Annotated in this window: 30 protein-coding genes; 15 read left to right on the top strand and 15 right to left on the bottom strand. The window is 65.0% G+C overall.

The window, feature by feature from the left end; all coding sequences use genetic code 11:
* Nucleotides 1-70: 70 nt before the first annotated feature.
* Nucleotides 71-727, top strand: coding sequence for an outer membrane lipoprotein carrier protein LolA (locus tag WMC41_RS19450; RefSeq protein WP_432345798.1), 657 nt, complete (start codon nt 71-73; stop codon nt 725-727).
* Nucleotides 728-821: 94 nt separating this feature from the next.
* The gene (locus tag WMC41_RS19445; protein WP_272806961.1) at nt 822-1628 is read left to right on the top strand and encodes an exodeoxyribonuclease III; all 807 of its coding nucleotides are present in this window, start codon (nt 822-824) and stop codon (nt 1626-1628) included.
* A 145-nt stretch (nt 1629-1773) separates the two neighbouring features.
* On the opposite strand, the gene WMC41_RS19440 is transcribed toward WMC41_RS19445, so the two are convergent.
* Complete coding sequence (locus WMC41_RS19440) at nt 1774-2229, bottom strand: cyclic nucleotide-binding domain-containing protein (protein ID WP_432345796.1); 456 nt, start codon at nt 2227-2229, stop codon at nt 1774-1776.
* Between the two features lie 70 nt (nt 2230-2299).
* A complete protein-coding gene (locus tag WMC41_RS19435; RefSeq protein ID WP_024271121.1) occupies nt 2300-2983 on the bottom strand; it encodes a response regulator transcription factor in 684 nt (227 codons plus the stop codon).
* Between the two features lie 110 nt (nt 2984-3093).
* On the opposite strand from WMC41_RS19435, the gene WMC41_RS19430 reads away from it, so the two are divergent.
* Together WMC41_RS19430 and WMC41_RS19425 are read left to right on the top strand one after the other, a co-directional pair.
* On the top strand, nt 3094-3639 hold the full coding sequence (locus WMC41_RS19430; protein ID WP_272806959.1) for a L,D-transpeptidase family protein: 546 nt from the start codon (nt 3094-3096) through the stop codon (nt 3637-3639).
* A gap of 130 nt (nt 3640-3769) precedes the next feature.
* Nucleotides 3770-4600: an aldo/keto reductase gene (locus WMC41_RS19425; RefSeq protein WP_244769283.1), complete on the top strand. Its 831-nt coding sequence runs from the start codon at nt 3770-3772 to the stop codon at nt 4598-4600.
* A 131-nt stretch (nt 4601-4731) separates the two neighbouring features.
* Here WMC41_RS19425 and WMC41_RS19420 read toward each other — a convergent pair whose 3' ends face one another.
* The 7 genes from WMC41_RS19420 to WMC41_RS19390 all read right to left on the bottom strand — a co-directional run bounded on the left by WMC41_RS19420 (nt 4732) and on the right by WMC41_RS19390 (nt 9713).
* On the bottom strand, nt 4732-5280 hold the full coding sequence (locus WMC41_RS19420) for a SixA phosphatase family protein (protein WP_432345793.1): 549 nt from the start codon (nt 5278-5280) through the stop codon (nt 4732-4734).
* 38 nt (nt 5281-5318) lie between these two features.
* Entirely contained in the window at nt 5319-6728 is a 1410-nt protein-coding gene (gene leuC / locus WMC41_RS19415) for a 3-isopropylmalate dehydratase large subunit (protein ID WP_432345791.1), read from the bottom strand.
* Between the two features lie 72 nt (nt 6729-6800).
* A complete protein-coding gene (locus tag WMC41_RS19410; protein WP_244769423.1) occupies nt 6801-6998 on the bottom strand; it encodes a hypothetical protein in 198 nt (65 codons plus the stop codon).
* Nucleotides 6995-7801: an amino acid ABC transporter permease gene (locus WMC41_RS19405; protein ID WP_432345789.1), complete on the bottom strand. Its 807-nt coding sequence runs from the start codon at nt 7799-7801 to the stop codon at nt 6995-6997. The genes WMC41_RS19410 and WMC41_RS19405 overlap by 4 nt, the downstream gene beginning before the upstream one ends.
* A 9-nt stretch (nt 7802-7810) precedes the next feature.
* Complete coding sequence (locus WMC41_RS19400) at nt 7811-8608, bottom strand: transporter substrate-binding domain-containing protein (RefSeq protein ID WP_272806954.1); 798 nt, start codon at nt 8606-8608, stop codon at nt 7811-7813.
* A 150-nt stretch (nt 8609-8758) separates the two neighbouring features.
* Nucleotides 8759-9277, bottom strand: coding sequence for a 50S ribosomal protein L19 (rplS, locus tag WMC41_RS19395; protein ID WP_064331782.1), 519 nt, complete (start codon nt 9275-9277; stop codon nt 8759-8761).
* Between the two features lie 175 nt (nt 9278-9452).
* The gene (locus tag WMC41_RS19390) at nt 9453-9713 is read right to left on the bottom strand and encodes a hypothetical protein (protein WP_432345787.1); all 261 of its coding nucleotides are present in this window, start codon (nt 9711-9713) and stop codon (nt 9453-9455) included.
* On the opposite strand from WMC41_RS19390, the gene WMC41_RS19385 reads away from it, so the two are divergent.
* Nucleotides 9682-10428, top strand: coding sequence for a sulfite exporter TauE/SafE family protein (locus WMC41_RS19385; protein WP_432345785.1), 747 nt, complete (start codon nt 9682-9684; stop codon nt 10426-10428). The genes WMC41_RS19390 and WMC41_RS19385 overlap by 32 nt on opposite strands.
* Here the strand turns inward: WMC41_RS19385 and trmD are convergent.
* The 5 genes from trmD to ffh all read right to left on the bottom strand — a co-directional run bounded on the left by trmD (nt 10410) and on the right by ffh (nt 14085).
* A complete protein-coding gene (gene trmD, locus WMC41_RS19380) occupies nt 10410-11105 on the bottom strand; it encodes a tRNA (guanosine(37)-N1)-methyltransferase TrmD (protein ID WP_432345783.1) in 696 nt (231 codons plus the stop codon). The genes WMC41_RS19385 and trmD overlap by 19 nt on opposite strands.
* A 1-nt stretch (nt 11106) precedes the next feature.
* Entirely contained in the window at nt 11107-11685 is a 579-nt protein-coding gene (gene rimM, locus WMC41_RS19375; protein WP_244769291.1) for a ribosome maturation factor RimM, read from the bottom strand.
* A gap of 115 nt (nt 11686-11800) precedes the next feature.
* The gene (gene rpsP, locus WMC41_RS19370) at nt 11801-12166 is read right to left on the bottom strand and encodes a 30S ribosomal protein S16 (RefSeq protein ID WP_244769292.1); all 366 of its coding nucleotides are present in this window, start codon (nt 12164-12166) and stop codon (nt 11801-11803) included.
* Nucleotides 12167-12202: 36 nt separating this feature from the next.
* Nucleotides 12203-12526, bottom strand: coding sequence for a chorismate mutase (locus tag WMC41_RS19365; protein ID WP_064331777.1), 324 nt, complete (start codon nt 12524-12526; stop codon nt 12203-12205).
* 11 nt (nt 12527-12537) lie between these two features.
* Nucleotides 12538-14085 carry a signal recognition particle protein gene (gene ffh, locus WMC41_RS19360; protein WP_432345780.1) on the bottom strand — a complete coding sequence of 516 codons (1548 nt, stop codon included), beginning with the start codon at nt 14083-14085 and terminating at the stop codon, nt 12538-12540.
* Between the two features lie 266 nt (nt 14086-14351).
* Between ffh and WMC41_RS19355 the strand changes: the two genes are divergently transcribed.
* The 9 genes from WMC41_RS19355 to WMC41_RS19315 all read left to right on the top strand — a co-directional run bounded on the left by WMC41_RS19355 (nt 14352) and on the right by WMC41_RS19315 (nt 24659).
* Complete coding sequence (locus WMC41_RS19355) at nt 14352-14711, top strand: DUF1428 domain-containing protein (protein ID WP_432345778.1); 360 nt, start codon at nt 14352-14354, stop codon at nt 14709-14711.
* Nucleotides 14712-14772: 61 nt separating this feature from the next.
* The gene (locus WMC41_RS19350) at nt 14773-15855 is read left to right on the top strand and encodes an MBL fold metallo-hydrolase (protein ID WP_432345776.1); all 1083 of its coding nucleotides are present in this window, start codon (nt 14773-14775) and stop codon (nt 15853-15855) included.
* A 79-nt stretch (nt 15856-15934) separates the two neighbouring features.
* On the top strand, nt 15935-16834 hold the full coding sequence (gene dapF / locus WMC41_RS19345) for a diaminopimelate epimerase (RefSeq protein WP_432345774.1): 900 nt from the start codon (nt 15935-15937) through the stop codon (nt 16832-16834).
* Entirely contained in the window at nt 16831-18108 is a 1278-nt protein-coding gene (gene mtaB / locus WMC41_RS19340; RefSeq protein WP_432345772.1) for a tRNA (N(6)-L-threonylcarbamoyladenosine(37)-C(2))-methylthiotransferase MtaB, read from the top strand. The genes dapF and mtaB overlap by 4 nt, the downstream gene beginning before the upstream one ends.
* Before the next feature lie 14 nt (nt 18109-18122).
* On the top strand, nt 18123-19646 hold the full coding sequence (ftsY, locus tag WMC41_RS19335; RefSeq protein WP_272806946.1) for a signal recognition particle-docking protein FtsY: 1524 nt from the start codon (nt 18123-18125) through the stop codon (nt 19644-19646).
* Nucleotides 19643-20293 carry a septation protein A gene (locus tag WMC41_RS19330; protein ID WP_272806945.1) on the top strand — a complete coding sequence of 217 codons (651 nt, stop codon included), beginning with the start codon at nt 19643-19645 and terminating at the stop codon, nt 20291-20293. The genes ftsY and WMC41_RS19330 overlap by 4 nt, the downstream gene beginning before the upstream one ends.
* Before the next feature lie 116 nt (nt 20294-20409).
* Nucleotides 20410-21972 carry an alkaline phosphatase D family protein gene (locus WMC41_RS19325; protein ID WP_432345770.1) on the top strand — a complete coding sequence of 521 codons (1563 nt, stop codon included), beginning with the start codon at nt 20410-20412 and terminating at the stop codon, nt 21970-21972.
* A gap of 134 nt (nt 21973-22106) precedes the next feature.
* Nucleotides 22107-23936: a translational GTPase TypA gene (gene typA / locus WMC41_RS19320; RefSeq protein ID WP_272806943.1), complete on the top strand. Its 1830-nt coding sequence runs from the start codon at nt 22107-22109 to the stop codon at nt 23934-23936.
* A gap of 216 nt (nt 23937-24152) precedes the next feature.
* The gene (locus WMC41_RS19315; protein ID WP_244769301.1) at nt 24153-24659 is read left to right on the top strand and encodes a GNAT family N-acetyltransferase; all 507 of its coding nucleotides are present in this window, start codon (nt 24153-24155) and stop codon (nt 24657-24659) included.
* Nucleotides 24660-24675: 16 nt separating this feature from the next.
* On the opposite strand, the gene WMC41_RS19310 is transcribed toward WMC41_RS19315, so the two are convergent.
* Nucleotides 24676-25278 carry a hypothetical protein gene (locus tag WMC41_RS19310; RefSeq protein WP_432345767.1) on the bottom strand — a complete coding sequence of 201 codons (603 nt, stop codon included), beginning with the start codon at nt 25276-25278 and terminating at the stop codon, nt 24676-24678.
* Between the two features lie 134 nt (nt 25279-25412).
* Between WMC41_RS19310 and ppa the strand changes: the two genes are divergently transcribed.
* Nucleotides 25413-25949 (top strand): inorganic diphosphatase, encoded by a 537-nt coding sequence (gene ppa, locus WMC41_RS19305; RefSeq protein ID WP_064331766.1) that lies wholly within the window; start codon nt 25413-25415, stop codon nt 25947-25949.
* Nucleotides 25950-25954 lie beyond the last annotated feature (5 nt).

Here is a 25954-nt window from a genome sequence, read left to right as displayed (position 1 = left end):
TCGCGTCAGGGCGAAACGCCATTATGGCGCCGCGTTTGGCCCGCATGAGAAACGCATGAAGGAGACCGACATGATCCGATCCGAGAACGGCCGCGCGACCGGAACGCTGACGCGCCGTAGCTTCACCTGCCTGATGGCCTTCACGCTGGCCGCCGGCCTTTCGGCGCTTGCCCCCACCGACGCCTCCGCGCAGGCGAGCGGCGCCGCCCAGAAGATCGCCGATCACTTCGCCTCAGTGAAGACGATGATGGGCGAGTTCGTGCAGTTTGGCCCGCGCGGTGAGCAGACCGGCGGCAAGTTCTACATCTACCGTCCCGGCAAGATCCGCTTCAACTACGAGGAGCCCTCGCCGATGCGCGTCATCGCCGACGGCAAGGCCGTCGTCATCGGCAATCGCAAGCTGAAGACCTGGGACCTCTACCCGCTCTCCAAGACGCCGCTCAACCTGCTGCTCGGCGAGAGGATCGACCTTTCCGCCAAGATGGTGCGCAGCGTGAAGGAGGAATCGGACCTGACGACGATCGTGCTCGGCGACAGGAACATGTTCGGCGATTCGACCATCACCATGATGTTCGATCCCAAGACCTACGACCTGCGCCAGTGGACGATCACCGACGCGCAGGGCAAGGACACCTCCGTGATGATCTTCAACGTCAAGACCGGCGTGAAGCTCGACGACAAGGTCTTTTCCATTCCTTATGACGAAGTGCGCAACAAGGGCGGTTAATTCGGTCCAGGGGCCTTTTCCGTTTCGCCCTTCATGCGCTAAGACGCCCCGACCGGCCCGTGAAAACGGGCCGGGTGTTTTTGAGGGCGATGGCATGGCACTTTCGATTGCGACCTGGAACATCAACTCCGTGCGGCTGCGCATGCCGCTCGTCGAGCATTTCCTGAAGACCTTCTCGCCGGACATCCTGTGCCTGCAGGAAACCAAGTGTCCGAACGATCTCTTTCCGTCCAAGCCGCTGAAGGCGCTGGGCTACGAGCATATCGTCATGCATGGCCAGAAGGGCTATCACGGCGTCGCTACCGTCTCCCGCCTGCCGCTGACCGAACTCGTCGAGCGGCGCGACTATTGCGGCGTCGGCGATGCACGCCATGTCTCGGTGCTCTTCCATCACCGGGGCAAGTCGATCCGCCTTCACAATTTCTATGTGCCGGCTGGCGGCGACGAGCCGGATCGTTTGATCAACCCGAAATTCGGCCACAAGCTCGATTTTATCGAGGAGATGAAACTGCTGCACGCTGAGGCCGAGGCCGGCATTTCCTCGATCCTCGTCGGCGACCTCAACATCGCCCCGCTGGAGCACGACGTCTGGTCGCACAAGCAGCTTCTCAGGATCGTCAGCCACACGCCGATCGAGACGGAAGGCCTCATCGACGTCATGACCAAGGGTGCCTGGGTCGACCTCATGCGCCGCAAGGTGCCGGCCCACGAAAAGCTCTATACGTGGTGGAGCTACCGCTCGGCCGACTGGGTCGCCGCCAACAAGGGACGCCGCCTCGACCACATCTGGTCTTCCGCCGATCTGGAGCCGCATCTCAGCAACATCGCGGTCATCCGCGAAGCCCGCGGCTGGGAACGGCCGTCCGACCATGTGCCGGTGATTGCGGAATTCGATTTTTAAGGGATTGCCCCTCACCCTCTCCCCGCAGGCGGGGAGAGGGGACGTGCCCCGCGAACGGCTTCTGGTTGGGGAAAAGCGCGCGGCATATCTCCTTCGCCCCGTTTACGGGGAGAAGGTGGCCGGCAGGCCGGATGAGGGGTCTGCCTCAGGCAAACCGCCCGGCAAGCCCCCGCATCTGGCTGATCATCGCCGAAAGGTTTTCGCGGATGCGCGCGTCCACGAGAACGGCAACGTCGGGATATTCCTCCAGCATGCGGCGGAAGAGCGGGCGGTTGATACGGATGACCTCGCTGTCTTCCGTCGCCACGGCCGTATATTTGCGCTCCACGGCGGAAATCATCGCGAGTTCGGAAAGCAGCGTGCCGGCGCCGGCCGTGCCTTCGTCGCGCGTCGTTCCGTCCCGGAGCGTCGAGGTGAGCCGGAACGACCCATAGGCGACGACGAAGCCGCAATCGGCCGAGGTGCCCTCGCGAAACAGCGTCTGCCCCTCCACCAGCCGCCGGCGCTCGGCGCCGAAGGCCATCAGCCGCAGCTTGTCGTCGGCGAGGCCGGCGAAGAGCGGCACGCGGGAAAGAAGGGCGATGTCGTCGCTGAGACCCACGGCGGGCGTTCCTCAAAAGCACGTCCAGGAAAAGTGTAAAGCGGTTTTCCGTCCGGAGTTGCGTGAAAAGCTAAGGTACGATCTTGTAACCGCCGTTCTCTGTCACGAGAATCTCCGCATTGGAAGGGTCCCGCTCGATCTTCTGGCGCAGGCGATAGACATGGGTCTCCAGCGTGTGGGTCGTGACGCCGGAATTGTAGCCCCAGACCTCTTCGAGCAGCACGTCGCGCGTCACCACCTTCTGGTCGGCGCGGTAGAGGTAGCGGATGATCGCCGCCTCCTTCTCCGTCAGGCGGATCTTCTGGCCGTTTTCCAGCGTCAGCAGCTTCTGGCCGGGCTTGAACGTATAGGGGCCGACGGTGAAGGTGGCGTCCTCGCTGCTCTCGTGCTGGCGCAGCTGGGCGCGGATGCGCGCAAGCAGCACGGCAAAGCGGAAGGGCTTGGTCACGTAGTCGTTCGCCCCGGCCTCGAGGCCGAGGATCGTGTCCGAATCGGTGTCGTGCCCGGTCAGCATGATGATCGGCGCCTTGAAGCCGCCCTTGCGCAGCAGCTTCACGGCTTCGCGACCGTCCATGTCCGGCAGGCCGACATCCATGATCAGGAGGTCGATCTGATTGGCGCGGGCGGTCTGGATGCCCTTGCCGGCGGTGGTTTCCTCGAGCGTGGAGAACTCCTCGTAGAGCGAAAGCTGCTCGACAAGCGTCTCGCGCAGGTCGTTGTCGTCATCGACAAGAAGGATTGTGCGGGATGTCATGCTTTACCTCTCGGCATTCCTCTGGAAAGTAAGGGAATTGGGACTTTTGGCAAGCCCGCCCATGGCTTAGCCAGTCAGGTTACCACAAGGCGCGAATATGGCGGAGCGACATGAGCCGGATCACATCTGCTGAACATTGCGTGAAGACGATCCTGGTGCGCCCGGCGCCAGGCAGGAAGAGCCGCGCCATCGTCCAGGTCGGCCCCCTGCGCCTGCCCGCCGCCATCGGCCGCTCCGGGCGGACCAGCCGCAAGCGCGAGGGCGACGGCGCGACGCCGATCGCCGCCATGCCGCTTCTCTCCGGCTTCCTGCGCGGCGACCGGCTGCCCCAGCCGCAAAGCGCCTTGCCGCTCCGGCGCATCCGGCCCGCCATGCTGTGGTGCGACGCGCCGAAGCATCCGTCCTACAACCGTCTCGTCCGCGCGCCCTTCAAGCCGAGCCATGAGGAAATGCAGCGCAAGGACGAGCTCTATGACATCTGCCTGGTGCTCGACTGGAACGTGACCGCGCGCCGCCGCCATGCCGGCTCGGCGATCTTCTTCCACCTCATCCGCCCCGGCTATGAGCCGACGGCCGGCTGCATCGCCCTTGCACAACGTGACATGCTGCGCATCCTGCCGCATCTGCGGCGCGGCACGGTCGTGCGGGTGCTCTGAGGATTTTACCGAGGGAGGCTGAAATGCTGCGATGCGGAACCTATATCAGCCTCGACCGTCGCCGGGCTTCAAGGCGCCACGGGAAACCCGCCCGGGTTCAAGCACGCCATTTTTTCACGGAGAGATTCTGATGAGCGATCAACCGACAATCCTGTTTCACGATGGCAACAGCATTCCCCAGGTCGGCCTCGGCGTCTGGCAGACCCCGAACGACACGGCCGTGACCGCGGTCAAGGCCGCGCTTGACGCCGGCTATCGCCATATCGACACGGCCGCGATCTATGAGAACGAAGCGGGCGTCGGCGAGGGCATCCGCGCCTCCGGCATTGCCCGTTCGGAGATCTTTCTCACCACGAAGCTCTGGAATTCCGATCAGGGCTACGATGCGACGCTGAAGGCCTTCGACGCCAGCCTGAAGCGGCTCGGCACCGACTATGTCGATCTCTACCTCATCCACTGGCCGGCGCCGAAGCGCGATCAGTATGTCGACAGCTGGAAGGCCTTCATCCAGCTCCAGAAGGAAGGCCGCGCCCGCTCGATCGGCGTGTCCAACTTCTATCCGGAGCACCTGCAGCGCCTGATCGACGAGACCGGCATCACCCCGGTGATCAACCAGATCGAGTTGCATCCGGACTTCCCCCAGAAGGAGGCCCGCGCCTATCACGACAAGCACCGGATCGTCACCCAGTCCTGGAGCCCGCTCGGCCAGGGCACGCTGCTGGAAAACCCGGTCGTCGCCAAGGTCGCGGCAAAACACGGCCGCACGCCGGCGCAGGCCATCACCCGCTGGCACATCGACAACGGGCTGGTGGTGATCCCGAAGTCCGTGACGCCGTCGCGCATCGTGGAGAATTTCAAGGTGTTCGACTTCAAGCTTGACGACGAGGACATGGCGACCTTCGCGAGCCTCGAAAAGGACGGCAAGCGCATCGGTCCCGATCCGATGACGGCGACGTTCTAAGCCAGCCAAACCGCAAAACCTCTCCTCCGTCATGCTCGGGCTTGACCCGAGCATGACGTGGAGGGTGGGGTGACGGGCGTCGCTGATACGCGCTGATGGCTGCATTGGGGCGGCTTGGCCGCCCGTTTCGTCTATGGCAGCGTCCTCGGCGTCACGAAGCTTTCGAGCCGGCCTGCTCCGGGCGCAATGTCCGTCCATGTCTCGATGTCGAAAGCGACAACGGCAAGCCCCGCCGTCGGGAATTTTGTCCGTAGCCGCGCCAGTGCCGTTGCCTCGCCCTGTGGTGCGAGCAAGGCCGCCACATCCTCGAAACCCGGATTGTGACCGATGACGAGCAGCGTCTCGCTCTCCGGCGGCGCTTGCCGGATCGCCGCGAGGATGGCCGCCGGTTCGGCTTCGTAGATCGACGCCACCGTGCGGGACGGGCAAGGCTTTGCGAGGGCCGGCGAGACGAGGGCCCAGGTTTCCTGCGTGCGCCGGGCCGAGGAGACCAGCGCGAAATCCGGCTCGAGGCCTTCCGACGCAATATAGGCCCCCATGCGCGGGGCACCGCGGCGGCCGCGATCGGCGAGGGGGCGGGCGTGGTCTTCGACGCCCTCGGGCCAGGCGGACTTGGCGTGGCGGAGGAGGAGGAGGCGTTTCACGGGAATCTCTCCTTCAAACGAGAAGGCCGGGAGCATGCTCCCGGCCTTCTATCACGATGGCGATGAAGCCGTGATCACTTCCAGTCGCGGATGTCGACGAAGTGGCCGGCGATCGCGGCTGCCGCGGCCATGGCGGGCGAGACGAGATGCGTGCGGCCCTTGAAGCCTTGGCGGCCCTCGAAGTTGCGGTTCGAGGTGGAGGCGCAGCGCTCGCCCGGCTTCAGGCGGTCGTCGTTCATGGCGAGGCACATGGAGCAGCCCGGCTCGCGCCAGTCGAAACCGGCTTCCTTGAAGATCTTGTCGAGGCCTTCGGCTTCCGCCTGCTCCTTCACGAGGCCGGAGCCCGGGACGATCATGGCGTCGACGGTGGAGGCGACCTTCCTGCCCTCGACGACGGCGGCGACGGCGCGCAGGTCCTCGATGCGGCCGTTGGTGCACGAGCCGATGAAGACACGGTCGATGGCGATGTCGGTGATCTTCGTGCCCGGCTTCAGGCCCATATAGTCGAGCGCGCGCCACTTGGAGGAGCGCTTGGTCTCGTCCTCGATATCATCGGGGTTCGGCACGACGCCTTCGACGGAGACGACGTCCTCCGGCGAGGAGCCCCAGGAGACGATCGGCGGCAGGTTGGCGGCGTCGAGCACGACGACGCGGTCGAAATGCGCGCCTTCCTCGGTGTAGAGCGTCTTCCAGTAGTCGAGCGCCATTTCCAGCGCCTTGCCCTTGGGCGCGCGCGGCTTGTCCTTGATGTATTCGAAGGTGGTCTCGTCCGGCGCGATGAGGCCGGCGCGGGCGCCGCCTTCGATCGTCATGTTGCAGATCGTCATGCGGCCTTCCATCGAGAGCGAGCGGATCGCCTCGCCGGCGAACTCGATGACGTGGCCGGTGCCGCCGGCGGTGCCGATCTCGCCGATGATGGCAAGGATGATGTCCTTGGCCGTCACGCCTTCGGGAAGCTTCCCGTCGACGCGCACCAGCATGTTCTTCGCCTTCTTCTGGATCAGCGTCTGGGTGGCGAGGACATGCTCCACCTCGGAGGTGCCGATACCGTGCGCCAGGGCGCCGAACGCGCCGTGCGTGGAGGTGTGGCTGTCGCCGCAGACGATGGTCATGCCCGGCAGGGTAAAGCCCTGCTCGGGGCCGACGATGTGCACGATGCCCTGGCGCACGTCCTTTTCGGAATAGTATTCCACGCCGAAATCGGCGGCGTTCTTGGCGAGCGCCTCGACCTGGATCCGGCTTTCCTCGTTCTTGATGCCCTGGTGGCGATCCGGCGAGGTGGGAACGTTGTGGTCGACGACGGCGAGCGTCTTTTCCGGCGCGCGCACCTTGCGCCCGGCCATGCGCAGGCCCTCGAAGGCCTGCGGCGACGTCACTTCGTGAACGAGGTGACGGTCGATGTAGAGAAGACAGGTTCCGTCTTCCTGGCGGCTGACGATATGGTCGTCGAAAATCTTGTCATAGAGGGTACGGGGTGCGCTCATGGCTCTTCATCCGCTTGGCATGTTTAGGGTACAGGAATTTGGCGAGCCGGTGGCTCGCAGGATCGAGAGCGATCAGGATAGGCGGCTGATAAGCGCGCCGAAGACACGCGCAAAGAAGCGTGCCGGCAGGCGCTTGTGATCCTGCAGCACGACGACATGCTTTTCCGTGCATCCGAACTTGGATTCCATGCCCCGCATATAACGATTTTTTGACGGCACGGCAAGTTGATGCGCGGCGACCGTCTGATCATCCGCGCGCGCAGGGATCATGTCCGCCGGAGACGTCTTTCCAGCGCCCGCAGGGCCAGGGAAAGGCCGATGGTCAGGATGAGGTAGACATAGGCGACGATGGAATAGGTCTCGAAGAAGCGGAACGAGCCCGACGCGTAGACCTTGCCCATCTGGGTGATGTCCGCGACGCCGAGCACGGAGACGAGCGAGGAATCCTTCACCATCGCCACGAAGTCATTGCCGAGCGGCGGCAGGATGACGCGCACGGCCTGCGGAAAGACGACGAGCCGGAAGCGCTGGAAACGCGACAGGCCAAGCGCCTTCGCGGCCTCGATCTGCCCCTTGTCGACAGACTGGATGCCCGCGCGAAAGACCTCGGCGATGAAGGCGGAATAGCCGATCATCAGCGCGATGATCGCCCGCCACATCAGCGAGAGGTCGCGCACCTGCACCGGCTCCAGGTAGCCGGCGGCAAGGAGCGGGCCGATCGCGAAGTTGATCACCGCCACCAGCGCCGGGGCGCCGACGAAGGCGATGTAGAAGAGCAGGACGAGCACCGGCACGCCCCGGATCACCTCCGTGTAGAAGCGCGCGATCTGGCGCAGCACCTTGCTTTCGGAGAGCGCCATCAGGGCGACGGCGAGGCCGAGCAGGGTGGCGAGCAGGAAGGCGACGAGGGTCACGAAGATCGTCACCCACAGTCCCTTCAGCACGACGCTGAACACCTGGCTGTAGAGGTCATTGGCAATGATGACGCCGGCAAGCGCCAGCGCGATGACACCGAGGGCGACCAGCCACCAGGGATAGTCGCCCTTCGCCGTATCAGGGGAAGCGGGAGCCATGGCTGCCCGTCACTCACCCATCTTGTAGTCGAGGAACCACTTCTTGTTGAGGCTTTCCAGCGTGCCGTCCGCCGTCAATGCCGCGATCGCCGCGTTGACCGGGGCGACGAGATCGGAGCCCTTCGGGAAGATGAAGCCGAAGTCCTCGGTGCCGAGCGGCCCGCCGACCACCTTGAGCTTGCCGCCCGAGGCGTCGACATAGCCCTTGGCCGCGACGCTGTCGGTAAGCACCAGGTCGACATCGCCGGCCTGCAGCGCCTGCACGGTCGCGCCGAAGGTCTCGAACAGCTTGATGCGCGGGTTCTGCTCGTTGCCGTCGAGGATTTCATAGACGGCGGTGTAGAAGGGCGAGGTGCCGGGCTGGGCGGCGATCAGGCCGTCGTTTAGCGCCGCGAAGGATTTCGCGTCGTTGAAGCGTTCCTCGTCGCCACGCACCAGCATGAACTGCTGCGAACGCATGTAGGGGTCGGAGAAGTCGACCTTCTCCTTGCGGTCGTCCTTGATGGTGATGCCGGTCATGCCGATATTGTACTGGTTGTCGGAGACCGCCTGGATCATCGTGTCCCAGCTGGCGTTCTGGTATTCGACCTTGAAGTTCAGCCGCTTGGCGATCTCGTTCATCGCGTCATATTCCCAGCCGATCTGCTCGCCCGACTTCGGATCGACGAACTGCAGCGGCGGGTAAGCGTTCTCCGTGACGACGACGACGGTCTTGCCGCCGAGGTCGGGCAGGTCCGTGGCGAAGGCGAGAGCGGGCATGAGGGCGGCGGCGGCAAGGCCTGCGAGAACGGCGCGGCGGGAAAACATCGAAACAGGCTCCTGAAATTGTGGCGGCGGAACACTCTCACAGGTTCAGGCAGGGAGGCAAGCACGGCGCTTGCGTGCAAAGGCTTTTCCGTAAAACAAAAAAGCCGCCGGCAAGGCCGACGGCTCCTTCCAATGGATGCGGCTGCCGGATTATTCGGCGGCGGCTTCCGCGGCCTTCGCGGCTTCGGCAGCTTCTGCTGCGGCCTTCTCAGCGGCGAGCGCCTGGGCGGCTGCCACCTTCTCGGCCTCGAGACGTGCCTTTTCCTCGGCAATGGCCTGGCGCTCGGCGTCGTTCAGCTTGCGGGCGCGCGTGCCGGTGTTCTCGACGATACGAGCCGACTTGCCGCGGCGATCGCGCAGGTAGTAGAGCTTGGCGCGGCGGACCTTGCCGCGGCGCACGACGTCGACGCTTTCGACGAGCGGCGAGTAAACCGGGAAGACGCGCTCGACGCCTTCGCCGTAGGAGATCTTGCGAACGGTGAAGCTCTCGTTGAGGCCGCCGCCGGAACGGGCGATGCAGACGCCTTCATAGGCCTGCACGCGGGTACGCGAACCTTCCGTGACGCGCACGTTGACGCGGACGGTGTCGCCCGGGGAGAATTCCGGGAGGGTGCGCTTGGCTTCGATCTTCGCGGCCTGTTCGGCTTCGAGCTGCTGGATGATGTTCATCGGTCTAACCTTCTGGTTCTTCTGAAACAGCCAGAGCGCTCGACGGTCACCTTCTGGGCCATGGCCTCTAAGGTTAGTCCGTTGCCGGACGGAGCGGATTCGCCATTCTTTGATTGCAGGTCGGCGGGAGTAATCCCAAATCCGTGCGGGCCAATACACCAAACGAACCGGCTTGTCATCCCCTAAAGCACATCGCGAGCTTTCCGATGCCCTCCTTGTGCTTCAAAGCGCTGGTTTTGCGCATGCCGATGTCGCAAAACCGCTGCGCATTTTGCGCGACATGCCGCAGCGGCAAAAGAAACCGTGCCGGAAGGGCGGTTCTTCGGGCCTTGCCGCCCTTCCGGCGCCACGCTATCACGCGCTTGAGGAGGGCGCGGCCAGAGCCGCCGTGCCGGGGGAGCATCATGACCGTTGTCGACGCCATCTTTCTGTTCATCGCGGGCTTCCTCTCCGGCGTGGTAAACGCCATCGCCGGCGGCGGCACGTTCCTGACCTTCGGCGCGATGACTCTGACCGGCCTGCCGCCGATCGTTGCCAACGCCACCTCCTCGATCACCCAGTTTCCCGGCTACGTCACCTCGACGCTCGCCTATGCCAAGGAAATCCGCGCCGACTGGAAGGAAGCGCTGCTGCTCGGCGCGCTGTCGCTTGTCGGCGGCCTTGCCGGGGCCATGCTGCTGCTCTCGCTCTCCAATCCCTCGTTTCGCGCGCTGGTGCCGTGGCTCCTGCTGGCGGCGACCGCGATCTTCGCGGCCGGACCCTATCTCAAGCCCAAGACGCTGAGCCCGGAAAAGCCGATCTCGCCGCTCGGCCTTGCCCTCCAGTGCATCACCTCGATCTATGGCGGCTTTTTCGGTGCGGGCATGGGCATCATGACGCTCGCCGTGCTGGGCCTCACCAAGGGCGGCGACTATCACCGGCTGAACGCGCTGAAGAATTTCGTCGCCGTCGTCATCGCGGCCATGGCGATCGTCGTCTTCGCCAGCGGCGGCGTGGTCGGCTGGCCGCAGGCGGCGGTCATGGTGCCGGCGGGCGCGATCGGCGGCTATGCCGGCGTCTGGGCGGCGCGGCGCGTGCCGCAGCCGGTCATCCGCGGCCTAGTGGTCGCGGTCGGCCTCGCGCTGACGGTCTATTATTTCGTGACGGGCTGAGCGGGGAGAAGGTCGGGCCGACGCGCGCGCGTCAACTGTTCCGCCTCCTCGCGCCGCCATTTCTCGATCGCCGCGTGGTGGCCGGAGGTGAGAATGCCAGGGATCTCCATGCCTTCCCAGACCTGCGGGCGGGTATAGTGCGGGTGCTCCAGCAGCCCGCCCTCGAAGCTCTCATGCTCGCCCGAAAGCGCATTGCCCATGACGCCCGGCAAGATGCGCACCACGGCGTCGAGCAGGATCATCGCCGCCGGCTCGCCGCCGGAGAGGATGTAATCGCCAATCGAGACCTCTTCGAGCTGCCGCCCGTCGATGACGCGCTGGTCGACGCCCTCGAAGCGGCCGCAGACGATGACGGCGCCGTCGCCTGCCGCCAGCTCCCGGACGCGGGCCTGCGTCAACGGGCGGCCGCGTGGGCTCATCAGGAGGCGCGGGCGGCTGTCGCCTTCAGACGCGTGGTCGATGGCGCGGGCAAGCACGTCCGGCTTCAGCACCATGCCGGCGCCGCCGCCGGCCGGCGTGTCGTCCACCGTGCGGTGGCGATCGGTGGTGAAATCGCGGATCTGCACGCAGTCGAGCGTCCAGTCGCCGCGCGCGAGCGCCTTGCCGGAGAGCGACTGCCCGAGAAACCCCGGGAACATCTCCGGATAGAGCGTCAGGATGGTGGCGCGGAAAGCCACGTCACTCTCCGTCGTCGTCTTGCGGCGGACGGCGGCGCCGGCTGCCCGGGCCGTCGTTCCCGTCATCCTCCAGGCCGGCGGCGACGGCGTCGATCAGAAGGCGCCCGCCTTCGAGGTCGATCTCCAGCACGGCCGCTTCGGAGAAGGGAATGAGCACGGGCCGCTTGCCCGGCCCCTTGAGTTCGAGAAGGTCGCCCGCGCCGAAATCGAAGATGCCCGTCACCTTGCCGTGGCTGCGGCCGGCGGTATCGACCGCTTCCAGCCCTTCGAGGTCGGCATAGAAGAATTCGTCCTCGTCCAGTTCCTCGTCCGGCAGGTTGTCACGCTCGATATAGAGGTCGGTGCCGGTAAGCGCCTCGGCGGCATTGCGGTCGTTGATGCCGCGAAAGCGCACCACGACGACATTCTTCGCCTCGCGCACTTCGAGCACCTCGAAGGAGCGGCCGTCCTCGGTATGGAGATGGCCATAGTCGCCGATCGCCGTCGGGTCGATCGTATAGGATTTCACGCGGACCTCGCCGCGCAGGCCCTGTGCCGCGCCGACGGTGCCCATGAGGACGGGATTTTCCAGTTTCGCCATGGTTCGGTTCCGTGTGTTTCGGGACGCCTAGGCTTTATTATGTTCATGCCAAGGCTCCAAATGAAAACGGGCGGCATGAAGCACGCCGCCCGTTTTCTGGAAAAGCCGCGAAGGATTATTCGCCGGCGGCAGCAGCAGCGGCGTCTTCTTCCTTCTGCTTCTTCTCGGCAGCGCGTTCGAGCGCCTTCTTGCCCGGCTTTGCCTTGTCCGGGTTGTTGCGGGCTTCGCGCTTCACGACGCCGGCCTCATCGAGGAAGCGGGCAACGCGGTCGGTCGGCTGGGCGCCCTTGGCGAGCCATTCCTTGGCGCGGTCGGCGTCGATCTGGACGCGGCCCGCGTCGTCCTTGCCGAGCATCGGGTTCCAGGAACCGAGCTTTTCCAGAAAGCGGCCGTCACGCGGCGAACGGGCGTCGGCAACGACGATCTGGTAGTACGGGCGCTTCTTGGAGCCACCGCGGGCGAGACGGATTTTCAGGGACATGTCATTACTCCTTGGATGTGACGTGAGCCGCTTCTTTCAAGCGGTGTTCTGGTTTGCGCCGCTGTGCTCAGCGGCAATGGCTTCATGGTGCCGGATCACCTCGCGGATGATGAAGTTCAGGAACTTCTCCGCGAAATCCGGATCCAGATTGGCATCCTTCGCCAGGCGGCGAAGGCGTTCGATCTGGTATTCCTCGCGCGCCGGGTCGGCCGGCGGCAGTTCATGCGTCGCCTTGAGAACGCCCACCGCCTGGGTACAGCGGAAGCGTTCGGCGAGCATATGCACAAGGGCAGCGTCGATATTGTCGATCGACTGCCGGTATTCCCCCAATTGCTGCTTGACCTTCGGATCGATCGTCATGCCGCGTCCCCTCACTTCTTCTTCGGCAGGCCGGGAAGACCCGGAAGGCCGCCGAGACCGGGCAGGAGTCCGCCACCGAGGCCCGGAAGGCCGCCACCGCCAAGGCCCGGCAGACTGCCCGGCTTGATGCCGGCCGCTTCCGCCTGCTTGGCGAGCGCCTCGAGCTGCTTCGGATCCATCTTGGACAGGTCGGGCATGCCGCCGCCAAGGCCCATCTTGCTGGCAAGGCCGCCCATCATCTGCTTCATCATGCCGCCCTTCTTGCCGCCCATCATCTTCATCATGTCCGCCATCTGGCGGTGCATCTTCAGAAGCTTGTTGATGTCGCTGGCATCGGTGCCGGAGCCGGCGGCGATGCGCTTCTTGCGGGAATGCTTGAGCATGTCGGGATTGGCGCGCTCGGCCTTGGTCATCGAGTTGATGATGGCGATCTGGCGGCCGAAAAGCTTGTCGTCGAGACCGGCGGCGGACATCTTGTCCTTCATGCCGGCCATGCCGGGCATCAGCCCCATGATGCCGCCCATGCCGCCCATCTTCTGCATCTGGCGCAGCTGGTCGGCAAGGTCGTTGAGGTCGAACTTGCCCTTGGCCATCTTGGCGGCCATGGCGGCCGCCTTCTCGGCGTCGATGTTCTCCGCCGCCTTCTCGACGAGCGAGACGATGTCGCCCATGCCGAGGATGCGGTCGGCGACGCGGCGGGGGTGGAATTCCTCCAGCTCGCCCATCTTCTCGCCGACGCCGATCAACTTGATCGGCTTGCCGGTGACGGCGCGCATGGAAAGCGCCGCGCCGCCGCGGCCGTCGCCGTCCATGCGGGTGAGGACGAGGCCGGTGATGCCGACCCGGTCGTCGAAATTGCGGGCGAGGTTGACGGCGTCCTGGCCGGTCAGCGCGTCGGCGACGAGCAGGATCTCGTGCGGATTGGACTTCCGCTTGATCTCCGCCATCTCGATCATCAGCGGCTCGTCGATATGGGTGCGGCCAGCGGTGTCGAGGATGACGACGTCATGGCCGCCGAGCTTTGCGGCCTGCACGGCGCGGGCGGCGATATCGGTCGGCGACTGGCCGGCGATGATCGGCAGGGTATCGATGCCGGTCTGTACGCCGAGCTGGCGAAGCTGCTCCTGCGCGGCCGGGCGGCGCGTGTCGAGCGAGGCCATCAGGACCTTCTTCTTGTCGCGCGTCTTCAGCCGGTTGGCGATCTTGCCGGACGTCGTCGTCTTGCCGGAGCCCTGCAGGCCCACCATCATGATGACGACGGGGGCGGCGGCGTTGAGGTCGATGGAGACGCCTTCGGAGCCGAGCATCGAGACCAGCTCGTCATGCACGAGCTTGACGACCATCTGGCCGGGCTTGATCGACTTCAGGATTTCCGCGCCGACGGCCTTTTCGCGCACGGCATCGGTGAAGGAGCGCACCACTTCCAGCGCCACGTCCGCTTCGAGAAGCGCACGGCGGACCTCGCGCAGCGCCGCCGAGACATCGGCCTCGGAGAGCGCGCCACGGCCTGTCAGTCCATTGAGAATGGAGCCAAGGCGGTCCTGGAGTGTTTCAAACATCACGTCTTCCTTCTTGTTTCCACGTCTGGCGGAAACATCGGTTCCATCCGCGCCAAAAACAAGACGCAAAGCCGAAAAGCACCCGAGGGCGCATCGCGCTGTCGGGTGTTGACCTCCGGGATCTCTTTATACCTCAATGGGTCCCGGTCGGCGGCTTCAAGCATCGTAACTTGTCGCGGATGCGGCGGCTTAAACAGCAAAGGGGCCGGAAAGTCAAGGACGCACCGGATCATGCCGGCGTGCAGTGCTCGAGAGGAGTTTCGCTCATGTACATTGCAGGCTTGGTAATCCCCGTGCCCGCGGAAAACAGGCAGGCCTATCTCCGGTGGGCGGAAAACAGCGCGGCGATCCTCAAGGATTATGGATGCCTGGAGATCGTCGAATCCTGGGAGGACAACGTGCCCGATGGCGCTCACACCGATTTCCGCCGCGCCGTCGACGCGAAGCCGGGCGAAGAGATCGTCTTCACCTGGCAGGTCTGGCCCGACAAGGCGACGCTCGATGCCGCCGAGGCGAGGATGCGCACCGACCCGCGTACGAAAGCGATACCGGCGGACGTTCCCTTCGATTCAAGGCGCCTGATCCTCGGCTGCTTTGCGCCGATCCATACGATGGGCCGGACGTAAAATTCACGCGAGTCTGCGCCGGCGCATTGCAGTGCGACGGGGCGCGACCTATCTTTCACCGATGAACCGTCGGACGTTCCTCAAATGGTCGGGCATCGGTGCGCTGGCGACGCTCGCCGGCGGGGGCTTTGCGAGCCGCAGCCTTGCGGCCAAGCGCTATTATGACGGGCCGCTCAGCGACCATTTCGACGGCACGCATTTCTTCAACCCGAGCGGCGAGGAGCCGAACAGCTTTTTCGAGCTGATGCGCTGGCAGTTCGGGGGCGGGCGCTCCGCCTGGCCGCTCGACTGGCCGAGCCCCTTTCCATCAGCCGTGCCGGAACCGCGTATCGCCGGCGATCGCCTCGTCGTCACGCTGGCGGGCCATGCGGCGCTGCTCATCCAGACCGCCGGCCTCAATATCCTGACCGATCCGGTCTGGAGCGACCGCGCAAGCCCGTTCACCTTCGCCGGGCCCAAGCGGGTCAATCCACCGGGCATCCGCCTTGTCGACCTGCCGAAGATCGACCTCGTGCTCGTCACGCACAATCATTACGACCATCTTGACCTTGCGACGCTGAAAGCGCTCGCCGAACGGGACGATTGCCGGATCGTCACGCCGCTCGGCAATGATCGCATCATCGTGCCGACGGTCGACAGGGCGCGCATAACGACCATGGACTGGGGTAGCGCGCTGACGGTGGCTGACGGGGTGACGCTCCATTGCGAGCCCTGCCACCACTGGTCGGCGCGCGGGCTCGGCGACCGGCGCTTGGCGCTCTGGTCCGCCTTTCTCATCGAGACGCCGGGCGGAAAGATCTACCATGTCGGCGATACGGGTTTTCACCAGGGCATCAACTACCGGGCAATCCGCGAGAAACATGGGCCGATCCGCCTCGCCAACCTGCCGTTCGGTGCCTATGAGCCGCGCTGGTTCATGCGTCCGCAACACCAGAACCCGGACGAGGCGGTTCAGGGCATGGTGGCCTCCGGTGCGGCCTATGTGGCCGGCCACCATTGGGGCACCTTCCGGCTGACGAACGAGGCGATCGACGAACCGCTCGCCGCGCTGGAAACGGCGCTCGATGCGGCCGGCATCGCCCGCGAACGGTTTCGCGCGCTGCGGCCGGGCGAAGTGTTCGATGTTCCCGCTGTCGCGGTCTGAGCAAGGCACTGGAAATCCGTGGGACTTTCCGCCATATACGGCCGCAACGGGCGCGTTCGGCCCGGATGGGCAGAGTGTAATGACAAAGACGGTCGATTTCGCGAAGATGAACGGACTGGGAAACATGATCCTGGTCGTGGACATGCGCGGCCGCAGCGACGTCGTGACGCCGGAAGCGGCGATCGCGCTCAACGCCGATCCCGCCACCCGCTTCGACCAGATCATGGCGATCCACGATCCGCGGGTCGATGGAACGGATGCCTTCATCGACATCCTCAATTGCGATGGCTCCAAGGCGCAGGCCTGCGGCAACGGTACGCGCTGCGTCGTGCAGGCGCTCGCCGCCGAAACGGGCAAGAAGGTCTTCACCTTCCAGACCGTCGCCGGCATCCTGAATGCCGTAGAGCACGAGGACGGCACGATTTCCGTCGACATGGGCAGGCCGGTCTTCGACTGGAACCGCATCCCGCTCGCTGAAGAATTCTTCGAAACGAGCCGGATCGAACTGCAGATCGGGCCGATCGATGCGCCCGTGCTGCATTCGCCGGCCGCCATGTCGATGGGCAATCCGCATGCCGTCTTCTGGGTCGACCGCGATCCGATGAGCTTCGAACTCGAACGCTTCGGCCCCCTGCTGGAAAACCATCCGATGTTCCCCGAAAAGGCGAATATCACGCTGGCGCAGGTGACGTCCCCCACTGCCATGACGACCCGCACCTGGGAGCGCGGCGCCGGCCTGACGCTCGCCTGCGGCTCGGCCGCCTGTGCTGCCGGCGTTTCCGGCGCGCGCACGGGCCGCACGGGTCGCAAGGTCGCGATAACCGTCGCCAGCAGCCCGAACCGCGGCGTGCTCACCATCGAATGGCGCGGGGACGATCACGTCGTCATGACCGGGCCGGCCGAATGGGAGTGGTCGGGCATGCTCGATCCTTCGACCGGCGCCTTCCGCCGGGATGACGCCGAGGCGGCCGCCCTTTGAGCGGCGTTGCGGTCATAACCTTCGGCTGTCGGCTCAACACCTACGAATCGGAAGTGATGCGCGCCGAGGCCGAGAAGGCGGGGCTGAACAACGCCGTACTGGTGAACACCTGCGCCGTGACGGGCGAGGCCGTGCGCCAGGCGCGCCAGGCGATCCGCCGGGCCCGGCGGGACAATCCGCATGCCCGCATCATCGTCACCGGCTGCGCGGCGCAGACGGAGAAGCACACCTTTGCCGACATGCCGGAAGTCGATGCGGTGCTCGGCAATGAGGAGAAGCTGAAAAGCGCCGCCTACCGCGCGCTGCCGGATTTCGGCGTTTCGGCGGAAGAGAAGCTGCGCGTCAACGACATCATGAGCGTGCGCGAGACCGCGCCGCAGATGGTGAAGCTGATCGACGGCCATGTGCGCGCCTTCGTGCAGGTGCAGAACGGCTGCGACCACCGCTGCACCTTCTGCATCATCCCCTATGGCCGGGGCAATTCCCGCTCCGTGCCGATGGGCGCGGTGGTCGAACAGGCGCGAAAACTCACCGAGAGCGGCTACTGCGAGATCGTGCTGACCGGCGTCGACGCCACCAGCTACGGCGCGGACCTGCCGGGCCGGCCGAGCCTCGGCTCTCTCGCCAAGACGCTGCTGAAGCAGGTGCCGGACATCCGGCGTCTTCGCCTCTCCTCGATCGACAGCATCGAGGCGGACGACCACCTCTGGGACCTCGTCGCCGACGAGCCGCGCTTCATGCCGCATCTGCATCTGTCGCTCCAGCATGGCGACGACCTGATCCTCAAGCGCATGAAGCGCCGCCATTCCAGCGCCGACGCGCGGGCCTTCTGCGGGCGGGCGCGCGCGCTTCGCCCGGATGCCAGTTTCGGCGCGGACATGATCGCCGGTTTCCCGACCGAGACGGAAGACATGTTCGCCAATGCGGCGCGGCTTGCGGAAGACTGCGGCATCGCCCATCTGCACGTCTTTCCCTACAGCCCGCGCCCCGGCACGCCGGCCGCGCGCATGCCGCAGCTCGATCGCGCTTTGGTCAAGGACCGCGCCAGCCGCCTGCGCGAGACTGGAAAACGGCTCGCCGAGGCCCATCTCGATTCCATGATCGGAAAGCGGGAGATGATCCTCGTCGAGAACAACGGCCTTGCCCACACGGAAAACTTCACGCTCGTCGATGCCGCGGGCCTCAAGCCCCGCGACCTTGTGCCGGTCACGATCACCGGCCACAATGGAAAACACCTGACGATGCGGCCCGAAACCGCCCTCTCGCATAACTAGCGGACACATCCTTCATGGCCCTCGGCTTCATCAAGAAGATCTTCACCTTCGGAAAAGACACCGCCCCCGAGCAGAAGCCGGAGGCGGAAGCGCCGGCCGTCGAGCCGAAGGTCGCCGAGGTCGTGCCTGAACCGGTCGCGGAAAGCCCGGAACCTGCCGTCGTGGGGGAGCGGGACGCGCTGCTCGACGAGGCGGAGGCCGCCAATCCCGAAGCCGCGCAACATGTGCCCGACGAAGCCGAGCCGGACATCTATCCGCTGCCGCACGCTCCGGATCTGCCCGTTGCGGAAGACCCGGTCGCGCCCGCCGAGATGGAGACTGCCGGTGGTCCGGCGGATGACGTGCCGGCGTCCGAGATGGCGGAGGATGTTGTCGAGGAAGAGCCCGCCGCTCCCGTCGAGGAGATCGTCGAGGCGCAGCCCGTAGCGGCGGTGGAAGAGGTTGCCGAGCCGGAGGACGAATTCGTTCCGGCCGAAGAAGCGGCGCCTGCCGAGGCGGAGGACCCGGTCCTCGAAGAGGCGATCCGCAGCGAGCCGAAGGCCGAGGCGCCCGCCCTGCCGAAAGGGTTTGCGACGGCAGCGCGCGAACCTGTCTTGGACGTCCCGGCGCCGCAGGTCAAGCGCACCTGGTTCCAGCGCCTGCGCGAGGGGCTTGCCCGCACCTCCTCGCAGCTCACCGGCCAGATCACCAGCCTCTTCACCAAGCGCAAGCTCGACGACGATACGCTGCAGGACCTCGAGGACCTGCTGATCCAGGCCGATCTCGGCGTGGAGACGGCGCTGCGCATCACCGACACGCTCGCCTCCGAGCGCTATGGCAAGGACGTCACGGGCGCGGATGTGTCGCGCATCATGGCGAGCGAGATCACCAAGGTCCTCGGTCCCGTCGCCAAGCCGCTGGCGCTCGACCTCAACCACAAGCCGCATGTCATCCTCGTCGTCGGCGTCAACGGCACCGGCAAGACGACGACGATCGGCAAGCTCGCGGCCAAGCTCTCGGGCGCGGGCCTGAAGGTGATGATGGCGGCGGGCGATACGTTCCGTGCGGCGGCCATCGAGCAGCTGAAGATCTGGGCGGAGCGCACGGGCTCCGACATCGTCTCCTCGAAGCTCGGCGCGGATGCGGCGGGGCTCGCCTATGAAGCCTATGAGCAGGCGAAGCTGAAGAAGAGCGACGTCTTGATCATCGACACGGCCGGCCGCCTGCAGAACAAGACGGAGCTGATGGCGGAGCTGGAGAAGATCGTGCGCGTGCTCGGCAAGCTCGATCCGGATGCCCCGCACACGGTGCTCCAGACGCTCGATGCGACGACCGGGCAGAATGCCATGAACCAGGTGGAGATTTTCCGCAATGTCGCGGGCGTGACCGGCCTGATCATGACAAAATTGGACGGTACGGCCCGCGGCGGCATCCTTGTGGCGATTGCCGCCAAGCACAAGCTGCCGGTCTATTTCATCGGCGTCGGGGAGGGGATCGACGATCTCGAACCCTTCGAGGCGAAGGATTTCGCGGAAGCGATCGCAGGAGTTGAGGCATGAGCAAGGCAACGCTGGACGCCCCGGCCAAGGCGGAGGAGAAGATCAGCCCGCTCCTCAAGATGGTGCTGGAGCTCGGGCCCCTCGTCGTCTTTTTCTTCGCCAATTCCCGCGGCGAGTGGCTGGCCGCGCAGTTTCCGGTTCTGGCCGAAATGGGCGGACCGATCTTCATCGCTACGGGCCTCTTCATGGCGGCGACGGCGATCGCCCTCGTCGTCTCCTGGATCCTGACGCGCACCCTGCCGATGATGCCGCTGATCTCCGGCATCGTCGTCTTCGTCTTCGGCGCGCTGACGCTCTGGCTGCAGAACGATACCTTCATCAAGATGAAGCCGACCATCGTCAATTCGCTGTTCGGCGTGATCCTGCTCGGCGGCCTTCTCTTCGGCAAGTCGCTGCTCGGCTACGTCTTCCACGCCGCCTTCAGGCTCACCGACGAGGGCTGGCGCAAGCTCACGCTGCGCTGGGGCCTGTTCTTCGTCTTCCTCGCGGTGCTGAACGAGGTGGTGTGGCGCTCCTTCTCGACGGATTTCTGGGTGGCCTTCAAGGTCTGGGGCACCATGCCCATCACCATTCTCTTCACGCTGTCGCAGATGCCGCTGATCATGCGCCACTCCGTCGAGCAGCCGGAAGAGGGCAAGGTGCCCTGAGGCGCGTCATCGTCCTGTCACCGAATCTTGGGTGAACCGTCATCCTCCCGTTACCGGACTGACATGCCCGGGACTCATGGTCTGCCCGTCGATTCGCGGGCTTGGCCGGAGGTGGCATGGCGATTGTTCCCGAGACGCTGACACGGCGCTCGTTCCTTCTCACCGCAGGGGCAGGCGCGCTCGCGGCCTCCTCGGCGCTGGCCGTTCCCTACTATGCGCGGCGCCATGGCAGCCCGGTCTTTTCGCACGGCGTGCAGTCGGGCGATGTCGATTGCTCCTCCGGCATGGTCTGGGCGCGGGTGGACCGGCCGGCCGAGGTGACGCTGGAATATTCGACCACCGAGAGCTTCCTGAATGCCTCCCGCCTGCCTGTCGGGAAGGCGACGATCGCGTCCGACAACACGGTCAAGGCGATGCTGCAGGGTCTCTTGCCGGACCAGGACATCTTCTATCGCTTCACCGCCAGCGATCCCTATTCCAGCCATCTCGTCTCCGAGCCGGTCGTCGGGCGCTTCCGCACCGCGCCGATGCGCAGGCGCTCGGTGCGTTTCGTCTGGTCGGGCGACACCGCCGGGCAGGGCTGGGGCATCGACGATGTCGGCATGAAGACCTATTCGACCATGCTGCGGCACGAGCCGGATTTCTTCATCCATTCCGGCGACACTGTCTATGCCGACGGCCCGATCCCCGACGAGATCCGGCTGCGGGATGGCGGGATCTGGAAGAACCGCATCGTCACCGACGAGAAGCGCAACGTGGCGCGCACGCTGGACGAGTTTCGCGGCCAGTGGAAATACAACCTGCTCGACGAGCACCTTCTGTCTTTCAACACGCAATGCCCGACCTTTTTCCAGTGGGATGACCACGAGGTGCTCAACAACTGGTCGGAATCGAGTAACCTTTCCGGCGACCGGCGTTATCCGGAAAAGGAGATCGGCGTCTACGAGGCCCGCGCCCGGCGCGCCTTCCACGAGATGACGCCGATCCGCTATTTTCCTACCGAGCCCGGCCGCATCTTCCGCAAGATCGCCTACGGGCCGCTGCTCGATGTCTTCTTCGTCGACCTGCGCTCCTATCGCAGCCCGAACCAGGGCGGCACGGAAAACGGCCTGTTCGGCTGGCGGCAGGCGGATTGGCTGCGGCGGGAACTGGCGGCTTCGCGCGCCGTGTGGAAGGTCATCGCCTGCGACATGCCGCTCGGCCTCGTCATCTGGGACGACTATGCCAACAGCCTCGGTTACGAGGGTGTCGCCGACGGCCTCAACGGCCCGCCGGCAGCGCGCGAGCGGGAAATCGCCGACCTCCTCTCCTTCCTGCGCGACAATGCGGTCCACAATGTCGTCTGGCTGACGGCGGACGTGCACTATACGGCCGCGCACCACTACGATCCGTCGCGGGCGAAATTCCAGGAGTTCCATCCGTTCTGGGAATTCGTCTCGGGGCCGCTGCATTCCGGCACCTACGGGCCGAAACCGCTCGACATGACCTTCGGGCCGGAGGTGCGGTTCATCAAGTCGTCCAAGGGCGGCATCGACAGCAACCTGCCGCCCTCGGCCGGCCTGCAATTCTTCGGCCTCGTCGACATCAACGGGACGAGCGAGGAGATGACAGTGCGCCTGATGGACAGGGAGGACCAGGAACTCTGGAACATCACGCTGCCGCCGGTGCGCGCCTCGTGAGGCCGGGCCCTGTGCGGCGCGGGCAACAGAGTTGCGCCCCGCCTCTTTCGCATTTGCGGAAAAACATGTAAGAGCCCGGCCATTGAAGACGGCGCCCCCCTATACCGCGCGCCCCGAACCTCAGAGATTAAACCATGTCCATCCGCAATATCGCGATCATCGCGCACGTCGACCATGGCAAGACCACGCTTGTCGACGAGCTCCTGAAACAGTCCGGCTCGTTCCGTGAAAACCAGCGCGTCGCCGAACGCGTGATGGACTCGAACGATCTCGAAAAGGAACGCGGCATCACCATTCTCGCCAAGGCCACCTCGGTCGAGTGGAAAGGTCACCGCATCAACATCGTCGACACACCCGGCCACGCCGACTTCGGCGGCGAGGTGGAACGAATCCTCTCGATGGTGGACGGCGCGATCGTCCTCGTCGACTCGTCGGAAGGCCCGATGCCGCAGACGAAGTTCGTCGTCGGCAAGGCTCTCAAGGTTGGCCTCAAGCCGATCGTCGCGATCAACAAGATCGACCGCCCGGACGGCCGCCACGAGGAAGTGCTGAACGAGGTGTTCGACCTCTTCGCCAATCTCGACGCCACCGACGAGCAGCTCGACTTCCCGATCCTCTACGGTTCGGGCCGCAACGGCTGGATGAACGTCAACCCGGAGGGCCCGACCGACGAAGGCATGGCCCCGCTGCTCGACCTCGTCCTGAAGCATGTGCCGGAGCCGACGGTCGCCGAAGGCCCGTTCCGCATGATCGGCACGATCCTCGAAGCCAACCCCTTCCTCGGCCGCATCATCACCGGCCGCATCCATTCGGGCTCGATCAAGCCGAACCAGACCGTCAAGGTTCTCGGCCAGGACGGCCAGCTCATCGAAAACGGCCGCATCTCGAAGATCCTCGCCTTCCGCGGCATCGAGCGCACGGCGATCGAAGAAGCCCATGCCGGCGATATCGTCGCCATCGCCGGCCTCACCAAGGGCACCGTCGCCGACACGTTCTGCGATCCCTCGGTTTCCGAAGCCTTGAAGGCGCAGCCGATCGACCCGCCGACCGTCACCATGTCCTTCATCGTCAACGATTCGCCGCTCGCCGGCACCGAGGGCGACAAGGTGACGAGCCGCGTCATCCGCGACCGCCTGTTCAAGGAAGCCGAAGGCAATGTCGCGCTGAAGATCGAAGAGTCGGGCGACAAGGATTCGTTCTTCGTCTCCGGCCGCGGCGAATTGCAGCTTGCCGTGCTCATCGAGACCATGCGCCGCGAAGGCTTCGAGCTTGCCGTGTCGCGTCCGCGCGTCGTCATGCACAAGGACGAGGCGACCGGCCAGATGCTGGAGCCGATCGAGGAAGTCGTCATCGACGTCGATGAAGAGCATTCCGGTGTCGTCGTGCAGAAGATGTCGGAGCGCAAGGCCGAGATGGTCGAACTGCGCCCCTCCGGCGGCAACCGCGTCCGCCTCGTCTTCTTCGCGCCGACCCGCGGCCTTATCGGCTACCAGTCGGAGCTTCTGACCGACACGCGCGGTACGGCGATCATGAACCGCCTGTTCCACGACTACCAGCCCTACAAGGGCGAGATCGGCGGCCGCGTCAACGGCGTGCTGCTCGCCAACGAAGCGGGCGAGGCCGTCGCCTACGCGCTGTTCAACCTCGAAGACCGCGGCCCGATGGTCATCGACGCGGGCGAGAAGGTCTATATGGGCATGATCGTCGGCATCCACACGCGCGACAACGACCTTGAAGTGAACGTGCTGAAGGGCAAGAAGCTCACCAACATCCGCGCCGCCGGCAAGGACGAAGCCGTCCGCCTGACGCCGCCGATCAAGATGACGCTGGAGCGCGCGCTCTCCTGGATCCAGGACGACGAACTCGTCGAAGTCACGCCGAAGTCCATCCGCCTGCGCAAGCTCTATCTCGACCCGAACGACCGCAAGCGATTCGAAAAGCAGCGCTCGGCCGGCGCGGCATAAGCGAAACGCATCCGAAGCGGAATATTTTCGAACCCCGGTCCCCTCACAATGGGCGCCGGGGTTTTTCATGTGTGTGTCATCGTTTTACGACTTGTGACGTTTGTTAAAAAAGCGTTAACTTTTCCGTGCGCCGCCCGGAACTCGCCTGTGGGCAAGGGAAGCCTCCGCGCCCTTGCGGGATTCCGGTGGAATCGGCGCCGGAATATGAGTCGTGTTATGAAGACACTGTCGATCGATGTGCGGCGCGCCGAGCCGCAGGACGCACGCGCGATATCCGAGACGCATCGGGTATCGTGGCTGCAGGCCTATGGCGGCCTCATTCCGCACAAGCCGCTTATCCAGATGGTCGACCGCCGGGGCGAGAGCTGGTGGCGCAAGGCAACGCGCGGTCCCGCGACCTTGCTGGTGCTCGACGTCGCCGGCACGGTGGCGGGTTATGCCACGCTCGGCCTCAACCGCGCCCGGGCGCTGCCGCAGGAGGGCGAGATCTACGAACTGTACCTGCGCCCGGAATACCAGGGCATCGGTCTTGGCCGCCTGCTCTTCGGCGAGGCGCGGCGGCTCCTGAAGTCGCTCGGCTGCGAGGGCCTGATCGTCTGGTGCCTGGAGGACAGCGAGCACGCCGAACGCTTCTTCCGCTCCGCCGGCGGGCGCGACATTGCCGAGGGCATGGAGAATTTCGGCGACAAGGAGCTGAAGAAGCTCGGCTTCATCTGGCCTTAGCGGATTTCGTGCACGCCTATTCGACAGCGGCAGGCAGGTGGCGCACCGGCTCGCCGGCCAGTTTCCCCCGCAGTCCATGCCATTGCGGCTCGTTCAGGCCGCAGGCGAAATCGTGTGCCTCTTCGTCCGCCACCTTGCGGGCGAGCGTGTTGGCGTCCTTGTTCTCCAGGGCGTCGATATAGCCGACGACGCAGCTCGTCGGGTTTTCCGCCGTCGCGATCGTCGAGACGACAAGGACCTGGCCGTAGCGCGTGTCGGTGTCGCTCGTCGTTTCCGGGTCGGAGACGAACCAGCGCACGATGGTCGCCACCGGCTTTCCCGCCGCGATGCGCCATTCGATCTTGGCGTTGGTGTGGTTGAACGGGCCGAAGCTCTCGAAGGCCTCGTCGAGCCAGGCCTTGCTGATCGGGCCGTAGGCCTGGCTCTGGCGGAGGTCGCCTTCCTTGAAATAGACCGCGAGATCCTTGTAGCCGGCGCATTCAAGGGTGACGCTCGGGCCCTCGTCCTCCTGCGAAAGCGTCTTGCAGGCATCGAGGTTACGCTCGGAATAGGCGCTCTCGTTGGCCTTGGCGGCCGAGGCGGCGAGGGCGGCGGCAAAGAGAAGGGGCATCAGGCGCATGATCATCCTCCGGTCTTCAAGGAGACGGGGAAGGCGCGCCGTCTATTCGCCTCCGGCGAAAGTCATGTTGCGCTGCAATGGGATTCGCATTAGGAAGCCCGCGAACAGAACCATTCCACCTGAGGGAGCCCCCCATGCGTATCGATGCGATTTCCGTTGGCAAGAACCCGCCGGATGACGTGAACGTCATTGTCGAGGTGCCGGTCGGCGGCCATCCGATCAAGTACGAGATGGACAAGGAAGCCGGCGCGCTCGTCGTCGACCGTTTCCTCTACACGCCGATGACCTATCCCGGCAACTACGGCTTCGTGCCGCACACGCTCTCGGAAGACGGCGACCCGATCGACGTCCTGATCGCCAACACCCGCCCGCTCGTTCCGGGCTGCGTCATCAATGTGCGCCCGATCGGCGTCATGGTCATGGAAGACGATGGCGGCAAGGACGAGAAGATCATCGCCGTTCCGGTGCCGAAGCTGACGCGCCGCTACGACAAGGTCGAGAACTACACCGACCTGCCGGAGATCACGCTGAAGCAGATCGAGCACTTCTTCGAGCACTACAAGGATCTGGAGCCCGGAAAGTGGGTGAAGATCGCCGGCTGGCAGGACGTTACCGTTGCCAAGAAGATGATCCTGGAGGCCGTCGAGCGCTATCAGGCGAGCAAGAAGTAGGCGCT

Origin of the sequence: Shinella yambaruensis, assembly GCF_050859155.1 — a bacterium.
GTDB lineage: Bacteria > Pseudomonadota > Alphaproteobacteria > Rhizobiales > Rhizobiaceae > Shinella > Shinella yambaruensis.
The sequence above is the reverse complement of the archived record's forward strand: the minus strand, read 5'-3'. Positions and strand labels throughout refer to the sequence as shown.